Consider the following 20,128-nt stretch of genomic DNA (forward strand, 5'->3'; position numbering starts at 1 on the left):
TGTTCCGTGCATCCGATTTTGACGCGGGGTGATGAGGTAGATGGAACACGGTGACGGAGCGGCGGGGCTGGACATCAACTGGGATGACGTTCGCGTATTCCTGCTGGTCGCTCGACTCTCCAGCTTCCGGGCGGCGTCCCTGGAAAGTGGCGTGTCCGTCAACGCGCTGCGTCGTCGAATCGAGACGCTCGAGCACAAGATCAACGCCGTCTTGCTGACCCGGTCGGCAAAGGGAGTCGAACTCACCGACGAAGGACGCAAGGTGGAGGAAACCGCTCAGGCGATGCTGGAGCAAGCCCGCGCCCTCGCCCGCCTGTCGTCACGTTCCAAGCGCGGGCTTCGGGCGACTGTGCGGGTAGGCGCCACCGAGGGGCTCGGTGCTTTTTGGCTGGTTCCACGCCTGGTCGATCTGTTCGAACGCGCACCCGGGATTCAGGTCGATTTCCGCAACGAGATGCGGATGCCGGACGTATCCGGGCTCGAAGTGGACATCGCTGTCCAGCTCGAGCGACCGGCTGACGAAGACTTGAAGGTCGTCCGTCTCGGCTGGCTGCACATCGTTCTCTTCGCCTCCGGAGATTACATCTCCCGCAACGGCATCATCGAGACCTCGCAGGACATTCCCCGCCACCGCTTCATCGAGATCAGCGCTCCACAAATCCAGAGCGGAGCGCTCAAGGACGAGTTGCCGGAAGACGACAGCCGCAGCTTCGTCGCCTTGCGGGTCAACACGGCCTCGGCCCAGGTGTTGGCGGCGACGCATGGAGCCGGCGTGACGGCCCTGCCGACCTACGCTCGGCTGGTGACTCACAAGTTGCATCACGTCGCCCGCGAGTTCACACTCAAGCGGGACATCTGGCTCTGCTATCATCCTGATATCGTGGAGTTTCGCCATATGCGGCAAGCCATCGACTGGATCAAGGCGTCATTCGATCAGGAGAAATACCCCTGGTTCGGAGAAGGGTATCTTTCTCCCGACGAAATCGATCGCTTGGCCGCCAAGCGAGGACTCGGCACCCTCTTTTCCGGCTTCAAGGACGAGCATAAGTTGTAGGGTGTATGGTGGAGGCGATGCGGCATCGCCTCCTATCATCTCGGAGGCGGCGATGAACGAGAAGGCTTTGACACTCCGCGCTGAACTGCCGCGCCTCATCGAGGCGGCGAAGGCTCTTGAAGCGTCTGTTCTTGTCATGCTCCTAACGTCTGCCGACGAGGAACTTCGAAAGCAGCAGTGCGAACAGCGACAAGCCTCGGAAAAGGGCCCGAGCGAACGCCCATGAGTCTGCGATTTCGCACTTGTCCTTTTTATGCGAAGCGGCCTACCCGATTGAGGGTCGACCATATTTAATTTATTGAATATAGCTAACACCGCTCGGTTCGTGGAGCATCCGTCAGCGCAGCCTCCACATCAGCGTTCCATTTCCCGAAACCGTTTTGTGACGAGCAACAGGCCTGCTAAAGCTGAGACCAGTTTGCACGTTGGCGAGCGGCTCCTACCTCAAGAAGCTGGAATCACGCCTCGTTTCGCTTCTCTTTACGAGTAGAACATGTCCGACAGTCGCCTTTCGACGAAATCTCTCGCCAAGTCCCCAACCGGCATCTCCGGCTTCGATGACCTCACGCTCGGCGGCCTCCCAAAGGGACGACCGACGCTCGTTTGCGGCACCGCGGGCTGCGGAAAGACGCTGTTCGCAGCGACCTTCCTCGTTCACGGAGCGCGCGAACTCGACGAGCCCGGCGTTTTCGTCAGTTTCGAGGAACGCCCCAGCGACATCATCGAGAACGTGGCCTCCCTCGGTTTCGATCTGGACGCGTTGATCGAGGCGGAGAAGGTCGTCATCGAGCACATCGCGGTCGATCCTTCGGAGGTGGCCGAAATCGGCGACTTCGATCTCGAGGGGTTGTTCCTTCGCCTGGAGCTCGCCATCGACTCCATCGGCGCCAAGCGGGTGGTGCTCGACACGATCGAGAGTCTTTTCTCGGCCTTCACGAACCAGGCGGTGCTGCGCGCGGAAATCCGCCGCCTGTTCGACTGGCTCAAGGATCGCGGCCTCACGACGGTCATCACCGGCGAGCGAGGGGACGGTGCTCTGACCCGCCAAGGGCTGGAAGAATACGTTTCGGACTGCGTCCTTCTGCTCGACCACCGCGTCCAGAACCAGATATCGACGCGACGCCTCCGGATCGTGAAATATCGTGGCTCCAGTCATGGTACCAACGAGTACCCCTTCCTGATCGACCAGGGCGGCTTCTCGGTGTTGCCGGTCTCGTCGCTCGGCCTCAACCATCGAGTGTTCGACGAGAGGGTGAGCACCGGCGTCGCCGATCTCGATGCCATGGTTGGCGGTGGCGGCTTTCACCGCGGGTCCAGCATCCTCATTTCCGGCGTGGCCGGTTCGGGCAAATCGTCGCTGGCGGCTAGCTTCGTGGACGCGGCCTGCAAGGCGGGGCAGAAGGCCCTTTATTTCTCCTTCGAGGAGTCGCAGGACCAGACGGTGCGCAACATGCGCTCGCTGGGCGTCGACCTCGGAGCGCATATCGCCGCCGACAAGCTGAGATACGTGGCGGCGCGTCCGACGTTCTACAGCCTTGAGATGCATCTTGCGCTTATGTTGCGAGAAGCGCTGGCGTTCCGCCCGGACGTCTTCGTTCTCGATCCGTTGTCGGCCTTCACAGAGACCGGGAACCGAACGGAGGTGCACGCGATGCTGCTGCGCATCGTAGACTTCCTGAAGTCGGAGGGCATCACCGGCGTTCTGACCCATCTCACCCAGAGCGGGCAGACGGTCATCGAGACCGAGTCGGGGCTTTCCTCGCTGATGGATGCCTGGATCCTTCTCCTCAACAGGGAATCGAACGGCGAGTTCAATCGCGAACTCTACCTGCTCAAGGCGCGTGGCCTCAGTCACTCCAACCAAGTGCGCGAGTTCGTGATGGGCGGAGATGGCATCCGTCTTCTGCTGCCTTACACGGGCCAAGGCCAAGCGTTGACCGGGGCTGCGAGACGCGTGGCAGAAGCCGAGGAGCGACGGCGGGAGCGGCTCCGTGAGATCGAAGCCGAGAAGGCGCAGCATCTGATCGAGCAGCGGCGGCGGCGCACGCTAGCTCAAATCGAGGTTCTGCGTTCCGAGCTGGAAGCCGACGAGGCCGAGCTGCGAGGACTCGTCCAGGTGGAAACGGACCGCCGCACGCAAGTTGAGACAGACGAAGTCGAGATGCGCAAATCTCGCGGCAACTGATAGGATATGTCGATGTCGACGGAAGAGGCCTCCACGCGCAAACTGATCCTCTATGTTGCGGGCGAAACCCCCAAGTCCCTGGCAGCCATTTCGAACCTTGAGCGCATCTGCCGGGAACACTTGCCGGGAAAGTATCGAATTGAGGTCATCGACCTCAAGAAGAACCCGCAGCTCGCCCGCGAGCACAAGATCGTGGCGATTCCAACTCTCGTCAGAGAGTTGCCCATTCCCATCCGGAAGATTATCGGCGATCTTTCCGACGAGCAGAAGGTTCTGATCAACCTCAAGGTCGAATGATGCGGAACTCCCAGGAACAGGCGCTGCAGAGCCTCATCGACGACCTTAGGCAGCGCGCGGCCGAAGCCGAGGAGACGCTGGCCGCCATTCGTGACGGCAGCGTGGATGCCGTCGTGGTGGGGGGAGAAGGCAAGGACGAGGTTCTTGTCATCGGCGACGACGCCTCGGCGTTCAGAAACTTCATGGAGGCCATGGAGCCCGGAGCCGTTGCCGTCGATTCCGCCGGCCGCCTCCTTTACTCCAATGCCCGTTTCCGTCAGATCTTCGCCGAAGACTGGGATCGTCTGAAGGGCAAGCTTCTCTCCGAGATCCTTCCCGGACCGGCATCGCAGCTCATCGGCAAGCTGATCAACCCGGACAGTCACGAAGCCGCGCCGGTGTCGGTGTCTTTCCTCGAGAAGGGTGTCGAACGAAACTACCTCGTTTCCGCCCGTCCGGTGCACCTTGGAACCGTGCGCGGCTTTGCCGTCACCTTTTCCGACCTGACCGAGCGCGTCCGTGCCGAAGCCGCCGAGCGGGCGGAGCGGATTGCCAATGCGATCATCGCCTCCGCGAACGAGGCGGTCGTCGTCTGTGACCGAACGCTCACCGTCACCCATGCCAACTTCGCCGCAGAGGCATTGTCGACCGAGAAGCTGGTTGGCGCGCGTCTGGATGCGGCGATTCCGCTCAAGTTCCCGGATGCGACCGGCATACTCGATATCGGCGAGCTCGTTGAAACATCGCTCGCCGGAACGCCGCTTCGCAGCATCGAAGCCTTTGCTCCCATGTCCCCCGGAGCGCGGGACGTCATGGTCAGCGCCGCTCCGCTCAACATATCGGATGATGGGCCCGAGGGCTGCGTGCTGACCCTGGTCGACCTTTCCCAGCGCAAGAAGGACGAGCGGCAGATGCACCTGCTGATGCGCGAGCTCGACCACCGCGTCAAGAACACGCTGGCACTGGTGCTGTCGATCAGCAAGCGCACCGCGGCCAGCGAGGAGACACTGGAGGGCTTTCAGGGATCGTTCAGCGGCCGCATCGAGGCGCTCGCCGCCACCCACAACCTGCTCGCCGGCGCCTCCTGGGAGAGCCTCTCGTTGCGCCAGATCTTCAGCGCCGAGGTTTCGCCCTACACGGAAACCGGAGGTGAGCGCGTCAACATCATCGGTGTCGATCTCAGCCTCTATCCGCGTGCCGCCATCGCACTCGGTCTGATCTTCCACGAACTTGCGACCAACGCCACCAAGTATGGCGCCCTGTCCGGCGAAAAGGGCTCGATCGTCCTGGAAATTCACCCCAAGACGGATGCCCCCTCCGTCGAGGTGACATGGACCGAGAAGGATGGACCGGCCGTGAAGTCCTTCTCGCGGAAAGGCTTTGGCCACACGGTCATCGCGCGAAGCCTATCCTACTCGCCGCATGGCGGGACCACGATGGAGTTCGAGCCGACCGGCGTCGTTTGCCGCATTCGAATTCCGGCTTCGGACGTGGCGTGAAGAGGCGCCGACGCCTACACGGGCGTCGGCGCCGGCATCCTCGCTCTCAGACGAGATAGTCGGCAAGCACGAAGTCGTCGAGGCTGGGGATGACAGAATCCGCTTCGGTCAGAACCGACGGCTTGCCGATGCCGAGCGCTGCCATGCCGGCTCCCTTGATCGATGCCACACCGGCCACAGCGTCTTCCACCCCGAGGCAATCGACCGGATCGACCCCAAGCTGGGCTGCTGCCTTCAGGAAGATTTCCGGATCCGGCTTGCCGCGCGTCAAAAGACGCGCATCGACCACCGTGTCGAACATGTGGGAGATGCCGAGCCGTTCGAGAATGGCCGGCGCGTTCTGGCTGACCGACGCGAGACCGACCTTGAGACCGGCAGCTCGCACCGCCTCAAGCGTGTTCAGGGCGCCCGGCAGAAGATCGTCCCGCGTCATGGTGCCGATCAGTTCCTTGTACCAGACGTTCTTCATGTCGGCGAGGCGATCGAACTCGGCCGGCTCCAGCGTGACGCCCCCCTTGTCCAGGATCATCTGCAGGGACATGCGGCGATCGATGCCCTTGAGGCTCTCGGCGAGCTCGTCATCGAAACCGATCCCGAGCGTGTCGGCCAACCGCTTCCAGGCGAGGTGGTGGAAGCGCGCGGTATCGGTGATGACGCCGTCGAGGTCGAAGACGACCGCTTTGAAGGGCTTCTTGTCGAAAGTCTTCGGCAAGGCCACGCGGCGCACCGGCTCTTCAGCCGAAAGATCGACCGGCTCGCCGCAATAGAACAGGCGAATAGCCTCGCCCTCAATGAGCCGGAACTCCGCGCCGGCCGCCGACACGGCAACTTCCAGCGTCCGTCCATGATCGACAAGGCGGAAACGATAGCTGTTCCAGCTCTTCGGAAGAGATGGCTTGAAGTGAAGTTCGCCCTTGATCGCTCTCAAACCGGCGAAGCCATGGACCACGCTCATCCAGGTGCCGCCCATCGCCGCGGTGTGAACGCCATGGAACGTGTTGCCATGGGTGTTGTCGATGTCCATGCGGGCGGTGTGCATGAAGAACTCGTAGGCCCGCTCGTGCAGCCCGATTTCGGCGGCGATGATCGAGTGTATGCAAGTGGACAGCGAGGAATCGTGAGTGGTTATGGCTTCGTAATAGTCGAAGTCGCGCCGTTTCACCGCCTTGGAGAACATGTCGCCGCGCAGGAACAGGGCCAGCAGTACGTCGGCCTGCTTGCAGACCTGATGCCGGTAGATCACCAGCGGATGATAATACAGGAGCAGCGGATGATTTTCGGCCGGCGTGCCGGCAAAGTCCCAGACCTTGCGGGCAAGGAAGGTATCGTCCTGAGCATGGATGCCACGCCCCTCGTCATATGGCAAACGCAGCCGGTCAGAGATATCCGTCCAATGACCGAGCTCCGACGAGGCAAGATCGAGCTTTGCCGAAAGCTCCTTGAGCATCGCGGGCTCTTCCCGCTCCATCAGCTCAGCGACCTCCACGGCGAACGCAAGATGGGTTTTGGCCATGACGTTGGTGTAGAAATTGTTGTTAACAAGCGCCGTGTACTCGTCGGGCCCGGTCACTTCATCAATGTGATAGCTGCCTCCGACCAGATGGGCGAGATCGGCCCAGATGCGCGCCGTCTCAAACACAAGTTCGGCTGCGCCCTCGACCAGCAGTGAAACATCGCCGGTTGCCTCGACATACTGCTTGATGGCGAAGGCTATGTCGGCATTGATATGGTACTGGGCCGAGCCAGCCGGAAAATAGGCCGAGCACTCCTCGCCGGTAATGGTTCGCCATGGGTAGAGCGCGCCGCGAGAATGCCCCATATCGCGGGCCCGCGCCCGCGCCTTGTCGAGATAGCTGACCCGGTGGCGAAGCACCGACCGCGCCAGCTCCGGCATGGTCCGAAGGAAAACCGGAAGAATATAGATCTCGGTGTCCCAGAAGGAATGGCCCTCATAGCCCTCGCCAGTCAGGCCCTTGGCGGCGATGTTGGTTCGACCGTCGCGGCCGATGGACTGGAAGAGGTGGTAGAGGTTGAAGTGCAGCCCCTGCGCCAAGGCATCGTCACCCTCGATGTCTATGTCTGCCTTCTCCCAAAAGGCGGCAAGGCGGGCGCGTTGTTCCGCCGCCAGCCCCTCAAAGCCTCCGGCCCGAGCACCGTCCAGAGCTTCGGCGGACCGGATGGCGAGTTCGGACGCCGGTGCGTCGCGGCTGGTGACGATGGCCGTGAGCTTCTCGAGGGTAACGGTCTCTCCAGCCTTGGCGGAGGTACGGAAGGTCTGGGCAAGAACGCCGCCTTCCTCAAGCCAGGCGTTGTCGCTCTCGCCGTTTACCCCAGCCAGTGTTTCAATCCGAAGCGTCAGGTCGCTGTTGCTCGTCCGAGACACCAGCACCGACCGGCCTGGCGACACGGCCGTTTCGACAGTGGAAAGGGCCCGACTGGAAGCGCCCGAGCCGAGACGCGGATCGAAGCTCTCCTCGACACCCCTAACCATGCTGTTGATGGTGGCGACAAACTCGACCGTAGCGTCGGTGTCCAGGGGCGTCACCGCCACAGACTGGGCGAGGATGGCACTCCGGGACAAACTGACAAGACGCCTCGAGACGATGCTGACCCGGCGCCCTGACGACGATTGCCACTCGACCGTCCGAACCAGTACGCCCTCGCGAAAGTCGAGACTGCGCTCGTAGGACAGGATCGTTCCGTTCGCCAAGTTGAACCGCTCGCCGTCGACGGTGATCTCGACACCCTTGGCATTCGGGAGATTGAGCATGAACTCGTTGGTCCGAGCGAAGCCGTAGGCGTTCTCGGGATAGCGGATCGCTTCCGTGTCGTAGAAGCCGTTGACGTAGGTCCCCTCCATGCTGGCCTCGGCCTCGCCCAGCCAGACCTCGTCGTGGCTGCCGCGTGTGCCGATATGGCCGTTGCCGAGTGCGAACAGGGTCTCGCGCAGCAGATTGGCGTCGGCATCCCAGCGGGTTTCGACCAGGCGCCAGGGATCGGTAGGCAGCGACGAGAGCGTCGGGGCGAGGTTCGCAGTCACTTCAGTCTCCTTGGAAAGGTCGAACGCCGACTCGCGCAGCCCCGTCGGGGCAACCGGACGGCAAACGTCACGCTTCGGTCCTGCTACCGATGAGCCAACGGCGATGACGCCGGGATGTCAATCGGACGAGTGGACCTCGGTTTGTTGAGAGCGGTGAGAGTCGCCGCGATGGCACCCAATCGGTCGTCGGTTCCACCGGCACCGACCAGCGCGCCGCCGTCCGGCAGCCCGATGGCGGCGAGACCGCAGGCGTTGACGAAGCCGGTCGACCCGAACTCGGGCGCAACGAACAGCAGATCGAAATCCGAGAAAGCAGCCTCGACCTGTCGGCGCAGCGCGAGGAGACGACGCTGCGCCCGAGCGAGATCGCAGGCCGGGAGGGCCAGCGCCTCCGAAAGACGCCGCCGGAGGCGGGTAGGCACCAGCTCCGGCTGCTCGGCGAAGGCCGTCGCCATATCGTCCAGACGCGGCGCCAGCCAGACGTCGTCCCTTGCAAGGGCGGCAATTTCGGCAAAAGGCGTCACATCAGTGGCGACCGTCTCCAGCCCGAGCCGCTCGATGATCGCTTGCGCCGCCTCCGACGTCTCACCACCGAGCAGACCGAGACGCCCTGGTGGGCAGGCAGGGCGGACGAGACCATCGACGCTTTCGAGCGCGCGCCGTACGACCGCGCCACCGGCGACATCGGAGGTGAGAATGGCGATACCGTCAACGTCGGGAGCCATAGCGGAAACCCCCTCGATCGAGACGCCCGCCAGAGTCGGCTTGACGACGGCCAGGCCGCAGTCGACGGGGACCGCATCGGCACGGTCGCCGATAAGAACGAAAGCCGCGAGACCGGCGGCAATAGCCGCCAAGGCGTGTGCGACCGGCGCATCACGGCCAAAGGGATCGACCGGCAGCTTGCCGACCAGAAGAGCACCGGCAGCCCTCAACCGTTCCACGACGACGGCGTCAAAGTCGGGCTGAAGGTCGAACGCGGGAGCGCCGATCGAGGTGGTAAGCCCCACGACATCGATTCCGGCATCGAGCGCGTAGGGCACCCCCCAGAGCGGCAAGGCGGACGGATCCGGATGACGAGCGAGAAGATCGCGAGCTGCGGCATAAAAAGCGGCTGCAATGCAGGCACCACCAAGCACCGCGCAGCGGGCGTGGATATCGTCGGCAAGGTCGAGAAGGCTATTCGGACGCCGCGCAAAGCGCGAGCGGAGGCCATCCAGCGTCAACACAGGAGCGCGCATCGGCACCCCTCCCCTATACTGCCCGACCGCCAATCGGACCCCCTCAAAAGCGCTTTTGCTCTCGTAGCATCGCGGTCAAAAGCCTGTCAATGCTTTTGTTTCGGCCCCTACTCGTTAAATAATCGATGCGTATTATTAGTATGTATTACAGCCTTCTCAGAGTTATCCCACCATTTGAGACGACATATGGCTGATTATTCCGTCATAAAAGCGCTTTTGCTCTTTTGGGCAGCTGTACAACTCGGCAAGCAAGAGCTATACAGACGCCCTGTTTTCGCAGATATCGGCGCCTTCATGAACCTCAAGGAACTGGCACGTCACCTCGGGCTTTCCCAGAGCACGGTCAGTCGCGCCCTCAACGGCTATCAGGACGTCAGTCCGGATACGCGGGAGCGCGTGCTCGCGGCTGCGCGGCGTTTCGACTACTCGCCCAATGCCAGCGCCCATAGGTTGGCAACCGGGCATTCCGGCGCAATCGGCATCGTCTTTCCCTCCGACAAGGACCCGCTGCTGGATCCGCTGTTTACCGACTTCCTGTCCGGCCTCACCAACAGCGCCGCCCGCCGGCAGATGGACATCCTGGTCAGCGCCAGTCTCGACACGTCAGAAGCGAGCTATCGCCGCCTTGCCCAGCGGGGCTCGGTGGATGCCGTCGTGCTTTCGAGCCCGCTTGTCGAGGATCCGCGCGTGCCGCTGCTCGAACGGCTCGGCATTCCTTGCGTGGTGCACGGCCGCACCAATTCGCCGCATCCCCACGCGTTTCTCGACATCGACAACGAGGGGGCCTTCCGCCAGGCCACCGAGTTGCTGATCGGCCTCGGCCATCGGCGCATCGGTCTCGTCAACGGCGACGCGCGACAGGCTTTCGCAGTCGACCGCGAAGCTGGCTGGCGTTCGGCCCTCCTCCGCGCCGATCTGGAAGCGCCGGATATCCTCAACAGATCCGACATCATGACCGACGAGGCGGGATACCGGCTGACGGCCGAAATGCTGACGAGCGCCACGCCACCCACCGCCGTCATCTGTTCCAGCATCTTTTCGGCCATCGGAGCGTGCCGCGCCATTCGCGATTGCGGACTGTCGATCGGCTCGGATATCTCGGTGATCGCCCACGACGACGGCATCACCTCGATCCGGCCGGAGGCGCACCACCCGCCGCTGACCACCACCTTCTCCTCGATCCATCGGGCCGGCGAACGCATTGCCGAAATCGCGGCCGACCTCATTGGCGGCAAGCCCACCGCCGACTGCCAGGAAGTGTGGCCGGTGGACCTGATTTTCCGCGACAGCACACGACCACCCAGATCCTCCTGACGGCTGCGTCAGGCGTCGCTTCCAAGCTAACTCCGCGCGCCCGCCTTCAGGCAGGTGGCTGGGCAATATTGCCGGCACCTCGGAACAAGTACTGTCCCAGAGGGTTGTCGCCTCGACCGTCGGAGGCCACGTCGGCATACACACCGAACCACCTGGCAGGAGCGAACACAGCCCTGACAGGGCTAGCCGTAGCGCGACAGGGCAACGGCGGGGATGCGGACATCTGCATCGGTGTCTTCACTTCCCAGGGCAAGCCCAAGTCTGCAGACCTCCACGAGCTCGAGGCCACAGCGTTACGCACCCGAGTTTTGGTTTGGGAAGGATCTTCGGCGGGACAAGGTCGGCGATGAACACTGTTAATATCGATTAGCGCAGATCTCTCGCCGGCTTTCAACGACATGAAAGGAACATCCCATGAAACACCTTATGCTGAAAGCGTGCTTTGTCGCCGTTTTGACCTCCACGAGTCCGGTCCTAGCCCAGACAACATCTCCAACGCCGTCAGACAATGCTGCCCAGGCCAGCCCGGTCGACAGGGAAACATTTGTGGACAAGGCGCAAAGCTCCAATCACTGGGAGATCCGTTCCAGCGCGCTCGCCGAGACGCAAGCACAGGCAGAGGGGGTGAAAGAATACGCTCGAATGATCATCAAGGATCATGAGGCGGCCGGCGTCAAATTGGCCGATGCGTTGCAGAAAGACAGTTCAGACGCCGCCTCGGAGCCTGCCGTTGGACTGATGCCCGAGCATGAAAAGATGCTTGAACAACTCAAGATGGTGAATGGCGCCGAATTCGACAGAATGTACCTCGACATGCAGGAGCAGGCGCACGTGCAAGCGATCGACCTGTTCCGCAGCTACGCCAAGACGGGCGAAGATGAGGCATTGACCAGTTTTGCGAGCGAAACGTTACCCACGCTTGAGACGCACCTGGAGAAGGTCAAGAAGCTCAACTCTTCGAACTAGAGCCGTCGGTGGCGGTCAGAAATGCCACTGGACGCTCTGCACGGGAGCGGAGGAACCTCCCTCCGCTCCCAGCGTTCAAACCAGAAATGTGAAAGGAAACGCCAATGCAAGTCAATCGTGACGACGAGATCCGTGCCCGTGCCTATCAACTCTGGGAAGAGGAAGGCCGTCCGGAGGGCAGAGCCGAGCAGCATTGGTTCACTGCGCGGGAAGCCCTATCCGTCGAGGAGAACCAGGACACGACCTATCTTCCGATCGACAACGGCACCGATGCCGAGCCGATCGAAGCAGTCGAAAATGCCGGCGAGTTTCCCACGCTTACCGATCAGGGCGAGCAGCGGCTTCCTCGTCGCTCCAAACGGGACGATGAGTCCCTGCCGGCCAACAGCTGACGCCGCTCGCGCGGGTCGGCTTGCCGGAAGCGACCTGGGCTTGGGAAGATGGCACGCCGAGGCGAACTTGCGCCGTTTCGACCTCTCGCCTCGACCGCCCCGTATCAGTGCTTGGTGACGTTGCCCTGATAGTCGAGGCGAACGAGAGACGGAATGCCGTTCAGCCTCGCGCTGCCGCGCCAGACCCCGTCGGTTCCCAGCACGAGATCGGCGACATGCGTGTAGCCGGCCCCTTCGATCCAGGCCTTGGCCTGGGCTTTGGTGAAGCTGTTCTCGCCGGAGACCGGAGCCTTCACCGACGCCCGTTCCTGTGCCAGCGTCAGGCCGGCGACTGACACGAGCGTCGCGGACAACGCAATTGCGGCGATTGTTCCCTTCATCGTCACATCCTTTCACCTTGCGAAGTTGTTTCAAACAACCGCAGCGGAGGATTGTTCCCTGCGAGAGCGCTTCGTGATGCCGGTGGTTGGCACACGCTCCACCGGAATTTCCGAAGCACGGCTTGACGACGTTCGCCCGCTAGATTATTCGTATCACTAATACGTATAATAAGACTACGGGCGGAAACAAACCCATGAAGCGTCCCACGCAGAAAGACGTCGCCAAGCTGGCAGGCGTCTCGCAGGCGGCTGTGTCCATGGTGCTGAGCGGAACCGGCGCACCGACGGTGTCCCCCGACACCTGGGCACGCATCACAGAGGCAGCCAAGGCGCTGGGATATGCGCCAAATCGCTTTGCACAGGCGCTCAAGACGCGCCGGACGATGACCATCGCCTGTATTGTCCCCGACATCACCAATCCCTTCTATCCCGTGCTGATCCGTGGCGTGCAGGCCGTCGCGCAGGAGGGCGCCTACGATGTCATCACCGTCAACACCGACGGCGACCCGGCCCGCGAGCGGCACTTCCTCGACTGGGCGCATCAGGGTCGGGTGGACGGTGTCATCGGCGTGTTCTTCACCCTCACGGCAACGGATTTCCGTTCGCTGGTCGAAGCGGGCGTTCCGGTGGTGCGCATCGAGTCGGCCCGCAAGAAGGGTGGCGATATCGCCATCGACGATATTTTCGTCGATAGCCACGAGGCGGCCCATGCCGTGGTCGACTACCTCATCGGACGAGGCCATCGCCGCATTGCCATGCTGGCTGGTACCGGTGGCCCGCAGCGCGTGCGGGTCGAAGGTTACCGCGAAGCCATGGCGGCGGCCGGAGCGCCCGCCTCCGTCACCATAACCGAAGCGTTCAGCGAGGAAGCCGGCTTCACTGCCGCGCAATCCATACTCGAAAGCGGCTACGAGCCGACGGCCATCTTTGCCGCCAACGATCTGATGGCAATCGGAGTCATGCGGGCATTGCGCGATCGAGGACTGCGCATCCCCGAGGATGTGGCGGTGGTCGGCTTCGACGACATTTCACCGGCCAGCCTGGTGTCGCCACCGCTGACGACGGTCAGCCAATTCCAGGCCCGGATGGGCGAACTGGCAGCCGAGGCCCTGCTTCAGCGGTTGCGCGGGTTGAGGCCATCTCACGGGACCACGGAAGAGGTTCGCTTTCAGCTTGTCGAACGCGCATCGGCCTGAAGACCGAGCCATTCAGGCGCGTTCGAATGGAGGATTTGCCCCCCGGTCTTTTCCGGCGGGAAGCGGTCGGCCCGGAAAGTCGACCGGAAGAGGAGCCGGCTCACGCGATCGACGAGGTCGAGACAGCAAGCGCGTCGAACCGGAAAGAACAACAAGGTGGAGGACACAATGGACAGACGGACATTTCTCGCGGGAAGCCTGGGCGCGTCTCTCGTTCCCTTCATGAACCGCATGGCCTTTGCCGCCGGCAAGCCGGTGACGTGGTGGTATGAAAGTGCCGCGCCGGCGCAGCAGGAGGCCATCGCCAACGTGCTGGTGGCCGGCTTCAACGCCGCCCATCCGGACTACAGCCTGGCGATCGACTACCGCGGCTCCGAGCTCGACAAGCAGATGCGCGTCGCGCTCCTCTCTGGAAACGGCCCGGACGTCGTCTACACCGCCGGCCCGAGCTACGTGGCCCCGATGGCACGCGCCGGCCAGTTGCTGGCACTCGACGACTATGCCGAGAAGCTTGGCTGGAACAAGCGGGTCCTGCCGGTGTTCCTCGAGATGGGCAAATACGACGGCAAACTCTATGCCGTGCCCAAGACCTACGAGACCCTCGGCCTGTTCTACAACAAGGCCGTCCTCAACAAGAACGGCTGGAAGGCGCCCACCACGCTCGCCGAAATGGAAGCGTTGGCCGACGAGGCGCTCAAGGCCAAGCTCGTTCCCTTCGCTTCCGGCAACGCCGGCTGGCGCGGCAACAATGAGCATTACGTCACCATCGTCTTCAACTCGATCGCCGGCCCCGAGAACGTCTACAAGGCTCTGACGGGCGAAATCCCCTGGACGGCCGAGCCCTTCGTGGCGGCGATCAACAAGCTGAACGACTGGTGGCAGAAGGGCTACTTCGGGCCCGACTATTTCTCGCTCGAAACCGAGCAGTTCTTCGCCCAGATGGCCGCTGGCCGGTCGCCGATGCTGCCGAGCGGCACCTGGCACTTCCAGTACATCCAGTCCTACTTCAAGGAAAATGCCGATCAGTGCGGCTTCGTCGGCTTCCCGAGCGCCGAAGGGCTCGGCGGGCCGGTCTATGCACTGGGTGTCGGTTCGACCCTGTCCATCGCAGCGGCCTCGCAGAACCCGGACGGAGCGGCGGCAGCAATCGACTACGTCTTCTCGCCGGAGTTCTACGGCGCCATGAACTCCGTGTGGCAGGGTGAATGGAACACGCCGCTGGTCGACCTCAGCATGGTCAAGATCAGCAACGACGTGCCGGCCCTCTATGCCGAGACCATGAAGACGCTGGCCGAGTCGGTCGCCAAGAACCAGTACGGCTACACGTCCTGGACATTCCTGCCGCCAGCTACCGACACGCAGCTGATCAACGGCATCGAAGAGGTTTGGCTCGGCCGGGCGACGGTCGCCGACTATCTTGCTCAGTTGGACGCCACGTTCCAGCAGGAAAAGGCAGACGGCAAGGTGCCGGCCGTACCGGCCCGCTGACATTCCGAGCGGCGTACGTTCCCGCAGACGCACGCCGTTCCGCTCCTTCGTGATCGCATCGTCCGGAACGCGGTTCCCGCCGTTCCGGGCGATACCCCAGCTCGACGGATGGAGGCGGCCTCGGTCGCTTCCGCTCGCCGGAGACACCCCATGCATCGCCTTTATCTGATCCCGACGTTGCTCATCAACGTCGTCATCATCTTCATTCCCGCCGCGCTGACCATTGCGCTGGCCTTCTGCCGCTGGGACGGCATCGGCACGCCGGTGTTCATCGGGCTCGCCAACTTCCGGCAGCTCTTCGCCGATCGCGTGTTCTGGATGGCGCTCGGCAACAACATCATCTGGACGGCCATCTTCCTGACGGTGCCGATCGCCATGGGATTGCTCGCCGCAACCATGATGTTGATCGCCCGTCGCGGCAGCGCCTTCTTCCAGGTTATCTACTTCCTGCCGATGGTGATCGCCACCGCCATCACGGCTCGTGTCTGGCAGGGCATGATCTACTCGCCACTCACGGGCATCGCCGGCCTCGTCACGCGCGCCGGCTTCCCGGTTCCCAATCCGCTGACGCAGCCGTCGACCGCCCTCTACGGCATCGCCGTCGTCGACCTCTGGCACTGGTGGGGCTTTCTCTGCGTCATCTTCTTCGCGGCGCTGCGGCAGGTGCCGCAGGAACAGATCGAAGCGGCCCGCATCGAAGGGGCGAGCTTCTGGCAGATGCTGCGCTACGTGCTCTTGCCCGGCATCCGGCCGACCATCACGCTGATGATGATCATGACCATCATCTGGTCGTTCCTGGTGTTCGACTTCGTCTACATCCTGACCCAGGGCGGCCCGGCCTTCTCCAGCGAGGTTCTCTCGACGCTCGCCTATCGCAGCGCCTTCTACGACCTCGCCGTCGGCAAGGCCGCCGCCGTGGCCGTAGTGATCAGCCTGTTCGGCCTTGCGACCACCGCCTTTTACATCCGACTGCAGGCGAAGGAGTTCGACCAATGAGGCTGATCGAAAGCCGGACGACCTTCGTCCTCACCTACACGGCGCTGGCGATCCTTCTGCTGATCACCCTGTTCCCGATCGCCCTCCTGGTGCTCAACTCACTGAAACCGGCGACGCAGATCGTCCAGAGCCCGCTTGCCTGGCCGGAAACCTATCGCTGGGACAACTTCGTCCGGGCCTGGAACGACGCCCGCTTCGGCACCACCATGCTCAACTCGGCGATGCTGGCGGCGATGACCATCGTGCTGGTCTGTTCCACCGGCTCGCTCACCGCCTACGTGCTGGCGCGCCGCAAGATCAAGAGCTGGAAGATCGTCACCTTCTACCTGCTCGCCACCACAACGGCGCCGATCCAGCTGTTCCTGTTCCCGCTCTACTTCGGCTTCGCCAAACTCGGGCTCATCAACAACGTCTTCGCGGTGTCGCTGATCTACACGGCCATCTACTCGCCCTTCGCGGTGATGCTGCTCAGAACCTACTTCCTCGCCGTTCCGAAGGAACTGGAGGAAGCGGCGCTGATCGATGGAGCCACCCACTGGCAGGTGTTTTCCAAGGTGATGCTGCCGATCGTCTCGCCCGGCATCCTCACCGTGGCGCTGATCATCGGCCTCTACTCCTGGAACGAGTTCCTGATCGCCACGACCTTCCTGCAGCGGACCGACCGGCTGACCGCCGTCGTCTCCTTCTTCCTGCTGTCCGGCCAGTACACCTCCGACTGGGGGGAGATCATGGCCGCAGCCCTCATCATCGTGCTGCCGGTGATCGTCCTGTTCGTCGCCCTGCAGCGCCGCTTCATCGAAGGCATGGCCGGCGGTTCGGTCAAAGGCTGAACCCCGCGTTCCCGCAAACACCTACCGGAGAGTTCCGATGTCCCTCCCCTCCGACTATCTCGAACGCGTCTACGCCGGCGTCCTTGGCAAGCTGATCGGCGTCTACCTCGGCCGCCCCTTCGAGGGCTGGACCTATGCCAAGATCATGGAGAAGCTCGGCCCCATCGACTATTACGTCCACGAGAGGCTCGGCCAGCATCTCGTCGTCACCGACGATGACGTCGCCGGGACCTTCACCTTCCTGAGAGCGCTCGAGGATTACGGCGTCTCGCCCGACCTCTCTTCCGAAGATATCGGCAAGTCCTGGCTCAACTATCTGATCGAGCACCGGTCCATCCTCTGGTGGGGCGGCAACGGCAACTCGACCGAGCACACCGCCTGGCTCAATCTCAAGCGCGGCATTCCGGCGCCCGCTTCCGGTTCGATCGCCACCAACGGGGTCACGGTGGCCGAGCAGATCGGCGCCCAGATCTTCATCGACGGCTGGGCCATGGTGGCTCCGGGCCAGCCCGAGCTCGCCGCCCGGCTCGCTCGGGCCGCCGGTCGGGTCAGCCACGACGGCGAATCCGTCCACGCCGCCGCGCTCTGGGCGGCGATGGAGGCGGAAGCCTTCGTCTCGAAGGATATCGACCATCTGATCGACACAGGTCTCTCGGTCATCCCCAAGGATTGTCTGATTGCCCGGCTGATCGCCGATATCCGCCGCTGGCACGCCGAGAACCCCGACTGGCTGACGACGCGGCAACTCATCCAGGACACCTATGGCTACGACAAGTTCCCCGGCAATTGCCATGTCGTGCCCAACCACGCGCTGATGATCATGGCGATGCTCTACGCGCCGCACGACTTCCAGGCGGCGCAGCGCATCGTCAACACCGCCGGCTGGGATACCGACTGCAATGCCGGCAACGTCGGCTGCCTCAGCGGACTGATGCTCGGTCTCGACGGCATCGAGGCCGGTCCCGACTGGCGCGGCCCGGTCGCCGACCGTCTGCTGATCTCCTCGGCCGACGGCGGCAACGGCATCAACGACGCCGTGCGTATCGCCTACTATGTTGCAAATCTCGGTCGCCAGCTGGCCGGCGAAGCGCCCCTTCCCTCACCCAAGGATGGCGCCCGCTTCCACTTCTCGCTGCCGGGCAGCGTCCAGGGCTTCCGCCCGGACCCGAGGACGAATGCCAATCCGGCGCTGCGGGTTGGCAACTGCGCCCTCGGCGATGGTCGGGCGCTGGAGGTAGCCTACACGGCGTTGGCGCCGGGCCAGGTGGCCGCCGCGACAACGCCGACCTTCGCACCGCCCGCCGTCACGGAAATGCGCACCTACGAACTGATGGCGACGCCAACCGTCTATCCCGGCCAGAGGGTGCGTGCCCGCGTGGTCGCGCCGAAGGACAACTCGGGTGCCGTCGACGTGCGCCTGACGCTGAAGGTGTTCGGCGAAAAGGACCGCCTCGTCGATGTCGACGGCAAGCCGGCGCAGCTGGCGCCGGGTGCCGAAACGGTTCTCGAATGGCGCCTGCCGGAGTTCGACGGTCAGCCGATCGGCGAGGTCGGCGTCGCCATTACCACCCAAGCCCAACGGGCCGACGGCCGCGTGCTCATCGACTGGTTGCGCTGGGAGGGCACTCCGGAAGTCACGCTGCGCCGGCCGAAGGCGGACGGCGACTTCTGGCGCATGGCCTGGGTCAACGGCGTCAGTTTCTTCTCCAAGCTGTTCCCGCCGAGCTTCCGTATTTCCCAGGCGGTCGGCGAGGGCATGGTCAGCCACGGCACGCGGGAATGGGCCGATTATAGAGTGAAGACCGATCTCACGGTGCATCTCGGCAGCTACGGCGGCCTTGCGGTACGCGTTCAGGGCCTCCGTCGTTACTACGGCATCCGCCTCGTTCGCGACGGCCGGCTGCAGATCGTCAAGGTGCGCGACGAGACGGTCTCGGTGCTCGCCGAGGCGCCCTTCAACTTCGTCTTTGAAAAGGCGGTGCCGATGGAGGTGTGCGTCAGCGGCGTCACCATCTCCGCCATGGTCGGGGGCACGCGCCTTGAGGCCCGCGACGACAGCGATACCGCCATTGCCGACGGCGGCATCGGTCTCGTCATTCACGAAGGTGCGCTGTCGACCGACTCTGTCAGCGTTTCGGCCGCCTGAGACGGAATAGGGAGACAACAAAATGGCATCGGTCTCGATCCGCGAGGCGGTCAAGAATTTCGGCGCCGCCAAGGTGATCCACGGCGTGTCCGTGGACATCGCCGACGGCGAGTTCGTCGTGCTGGTCGGTCCGTCCGGTTGCGGCAAGTCGACGCTGCTCCGGATGATCGCCGGACTTGAGGACATCTCGGGCGGCACCATTTCCATCGGCGGGCGGGTGGTCAACGACCTGCCGCCGAAAGCGCGCGACATATCCATGGTGTTCCAGAACTACGCCCTCTACCCACACATGACGGTGGCGCAGAACATGGCCTTTTCGCTGACGCTGGCCGGAGCGCCGGCGGCCGAGAAAGCGCAGAAAGTCGGGGCGGCAGCCGAGATCCTAGGCCTTACACCGTTGCTCGACCGCTACCCGCGACAGCTCTCGGGGGGCCAGCGGCAGCGCGTCGCCATGGGCCGGTCCATCGTCCGGAACCCGCAGGTGTTCCTGTTCGACGAGCCGCTCTCCAATCTGGACGCCAAGCTGCGCGTTTCCATGCGCGCCGAGATCAAGGCGCTGCACCGACGGCTCGGCACCACAACGGTCTATGTAACGCATGACCAGGTGGAGGCGATGACGCTCGCCGACCGTATCGTCGTCATGCAGGCCGGGCGCGTCGAACAGGCCGGCGCACCGATCGAACTCTACGATCGGCCAGAGAATACCTTCGTCGCCCAGTTCATCGGCTCCCCCTCGATGAACATCCTCCCAGGGCGGCGTCAGGGAAGCGGTGCCGTGCTCGACAACGGCGGCACGGTCGCCGCTTCCCTTCCAACCAGTCTCGAAGAGGGGCGACATATTCTGGTCGGCAAACGGCCGGAGAACGTCCGATTAACAGATACGGACGGCCTGCAAGCCACCGTCAAGGTGGTCGAACCGACGGGCTCGGAAACCTATGCGGTGTTCGATGTCGGCGGAGAAGAGGTGGTCGGCCTGTTCCGGGACCGCGTCGACCTGCGCGAGCAGCAGGCCGTGCGGCTGTCGTTCGACGACGGCCCGCTCCATCTGTTCGACGCCGAGACGAAACGCCGTCTTTCCGAATGAGCATTGGCCGGTGGACCGCACCGATCCACCGGCCGAGCCCG

At 63.3% G+C, this 20,128-nt stretch carries 17 protein-coding genes; 14 read left to right on the forward strand and 3 right to left on the reverse strand.

What is annotated here, in order from left to right; genetic code table 11:
• Positions 1-40 precede the first annotated feature (40 nt).
• The 5 genes from M4J39_RS06335 to M4J39_RS06355 all read left to right on the forward strand — a co-directional run bounded on the left by M4J39_RS06335 (position 41) and on the right by M4J39_RS06355 (position 5,014).
• Entirely contained in the window at positions 41-1,054 is a 1,014-nt protein-coding gene (locus tag M4J39_RS06335) for a LysR family transcriptional regulator (protein ID WP_251726980.1), read from the forward strand.
• Positions 1,055-1,106: 52 nt separating this feature from the next.
• Positions 1,107-1,280 (forward strand): hypothetical protein, encoded by a 174-nt coding sequence (locus M4J39_RS06340; RefSeq protein WP_251726981.1) that lies wholly within the window; start codon positions 1,107-1,109, stop codon positions 1,278-1,280.
• Positions 1,281-1,547: 267 nt separating this feature from the next.
• Positions 1,548-3,239: a circadian clock protein KaiC gene (kaiC, locus tag M4J39_RS06345; RefSeq protein WP_251726982.1), complete on the forward strand. Its 1,692-nt coding sequence runs from the start codon at positions 1,548-1,550 to the stop codon at positions 3,237-3,239.
• A 6-nt stretch (positions 3,240-3,245) separates the two neighbouring features.
• Positions 3,246-3,536 (forward strand): circadian clock KaiB family protein, encoded by a 291-nt coding sequence (locus M4J39_RS06350; protein ID WP_371875408.1) that lies wholly within the window; start codon positions 3,246-3,248, stop codon positions 3,534-3,536.
• A complete protein-coding gene (locus M4J39_RS06355; protein WP_251726984.1) occupies positions 3,533-5,014 on the forward strand; it encodes a sensor histidine kinase in 1,482 nt (493 codons plus the stop codon). Before M4J39_RS06350 ends, M4J39_RS06355 begins: the two co-directional genes overlap by 4 nt.
• A gap of 46 nt (positions 5,015-5,060) precedes the next feature.
• On the opposite strand, the gene pgmB is transcribed toward M4J39_RS06355, so the two are convergent.
• Both pgmB and M4J39_RS06365 read right to left on the reverse strand, forming a co-directional pair.
• On the reverse strand, positions 5,061-8,054 hold the full coding sequence (gene pgmB, locus M4J39_RS06360; RefSeq protein ID WP_251726985.1) for a beta-phosphoglucomutase: 2,994 nt from the start codon (positions 8,052-8,054) through the stop codon (positions 5,061-5,063).
• An 83-nt stretch (positions 8,055-8,137) separates the two neighbouring features.
• Positions 8,138-9,295 carry an amidase family protein gene (locus M4J39_RS06365; protein ID WP_251726986.1) on the reverse strand — a complete coding sequence of 386 codons (1,158 nt, stop codon included), beginning with the start codon at positions 9,293-9,295 and terminating at the stop codon, positions 8,138-8,140.
• 294 nt (positions 9,296-9,589) lie between these two features.
• Here M4J39_RS06365 and M4J39_RS06370 point away from each other — a divergent pair, with 294 nt between their 5' ends.
• The 3 genes from M4J39_RS06370 to M4J39_RS06380 all read left to right on the forward strand — a co-directional run bounded on the left by M4J39_RS06370 (position 9,590) and on the right by M4J39_RS06380 (position 11,967).
• Positions 9,590-10,609: a substrate-binding domain-containing protein gene (locus M4J39_RS06370; protein ID WP_251726987.1), complete on the forward strand. Its 1,020-nt coding sequence runs from the start codon at positions 9,590-9,592 to the stop codon at positions 10,607-10,609.
• A 414-nt stretch (positions 10,610-11,023) separates the two neighbouring features.
• Positions 11,024-11,575, forward strand: coding sequence for a DUF4142 domain-containing protein (locus tag M4J39_RS06375; protein WP_251726988.1), 552 nt, complete (start codon positions 11,024-11,026; stop codon positions 11,573-11,575).
• A gap of 104 nt (positions 11,576-11,679) precedes the next feature.
• Complete coding sequence (locus M4J39_RS06380; RefSeq protein ID WP_251726989.1) at positions 11,680-11,967, forward strand: DUF2934 domain-containing protein; 288 nt, start codon at positions 11,680-11,682, stop codon at positions 11,965-11,967.
• Between the two features lie 104 nt (positions 11,968-12,071).
• On the opposite strand, the gene M4J39_RS06385 is transcribed toward M4J39_RS06380, so the two are convergent.
• On the reverse strand, positions 12,072-12,347 hold the full coding sequence (locus M4J39_RS06385; protein WP_251726990.1) for a PepSY domain-containing protein: 276 nt from the start codon (positions 12,345-12,347) through the stop codon (positions 12,072-12,074).
• Positions 12,348-12,541: 194 nt separating this feature from the next.
• Here M4J39_RS06385 and M4J39_RS06390 point away from each other — a divergent pair, with 194 nt between their 5' ends.
• The 6 genes from M4J39_RS06390 to M4J39_RS06415 all read left to right on the forward strand — a co-directional run bounded on the left by M4J39_RS06390 (position 12,542) and on the right by M4J39_RS06415 (position 20,087).
• Complete coding sequence (locus M4J39_RS06390) at positions 12,542-13,543, forward strand: LacI family DNA-binding transcriptional regulator (protein ID WP_251726991.1); 1,002 nt, start codon at positions 12,542-12,544, stop codon at positions 13,541-13,543.
• A 168-nt stretch (positions 13,544-13,711) separates the two neighbouring features.
• Complete coding sequence (locus tag M4J39_RS06395) at positions 13,712-15,031, forward strand: ABC transporter substrate-binding protein (protein ID WP_251726992.1); 1,320 nt, start codon at positions 13,712-13,714, stop codon at positions 15,029-15,031.
• A 150-nt stretch (positions 15,032-15,181) separates the two neighbouring features.
• Positions 15,182-16,027: a carbohydrate ABC transporter permease gene (locus tag M4J39_RS06400; RefSeq protein ID WP_251726993.1), complete on the forward strand. Its 846-nt coding sequence runs from the start codon at positions 15,182-15,184 to the stop codon at positions 16,025-16,027.
• A complete protein-coding gene (locus M4J39_RS06405) occupies positions 16,024-16,857 on the forward strand; it encodes a carbohydrate ABC transporter permease (protein WP_251726994.1) in 834 nt (277 codons plus the stop codon). The genes M4J39_RS06400 and M4J39_RS06405 overlap by 4 nt, the downstream gene beginning before the upstream one ends.
• A gap of 37 nt (positions 16,858-16,894) precedes the next feature.
• Positions 16,895-19,003: an ADP-ribosylglycohydrolase family protein gene (locus M4J39_RS06410; protein WP_251726995.1), complete on the forward strand. Its 2,109-nt coding sequence runs from the start codon at positions 16,895-16,897 to the stop codon at positions 19,001-19,003.
• Positions 19,004-19,025: 22 nt separating this feature from the next.
• Entirely contained in the window at positions 19,026-20,087 is a 1,062-nt protein-coding gene (locus tag M4J39_RS06415; RefSeq protein WP_251726996.1) for an ABC transporter ATP-binding protein, read from the forward strand.
• The last annotated feature ends 41 nt before the right edge of the window (positions 20,088-20,128 follow it).

Origin of the sequence: Pleomorphomonas sp. NRK KF1 (assembly GCF_023721755.1) — a bacterium.
GTDB lineage: Bacteria > Pseudomonadota > Alphaproteobacteria > Rhizobiales > Pleomorphomonadaceae > Pleomorphomonas.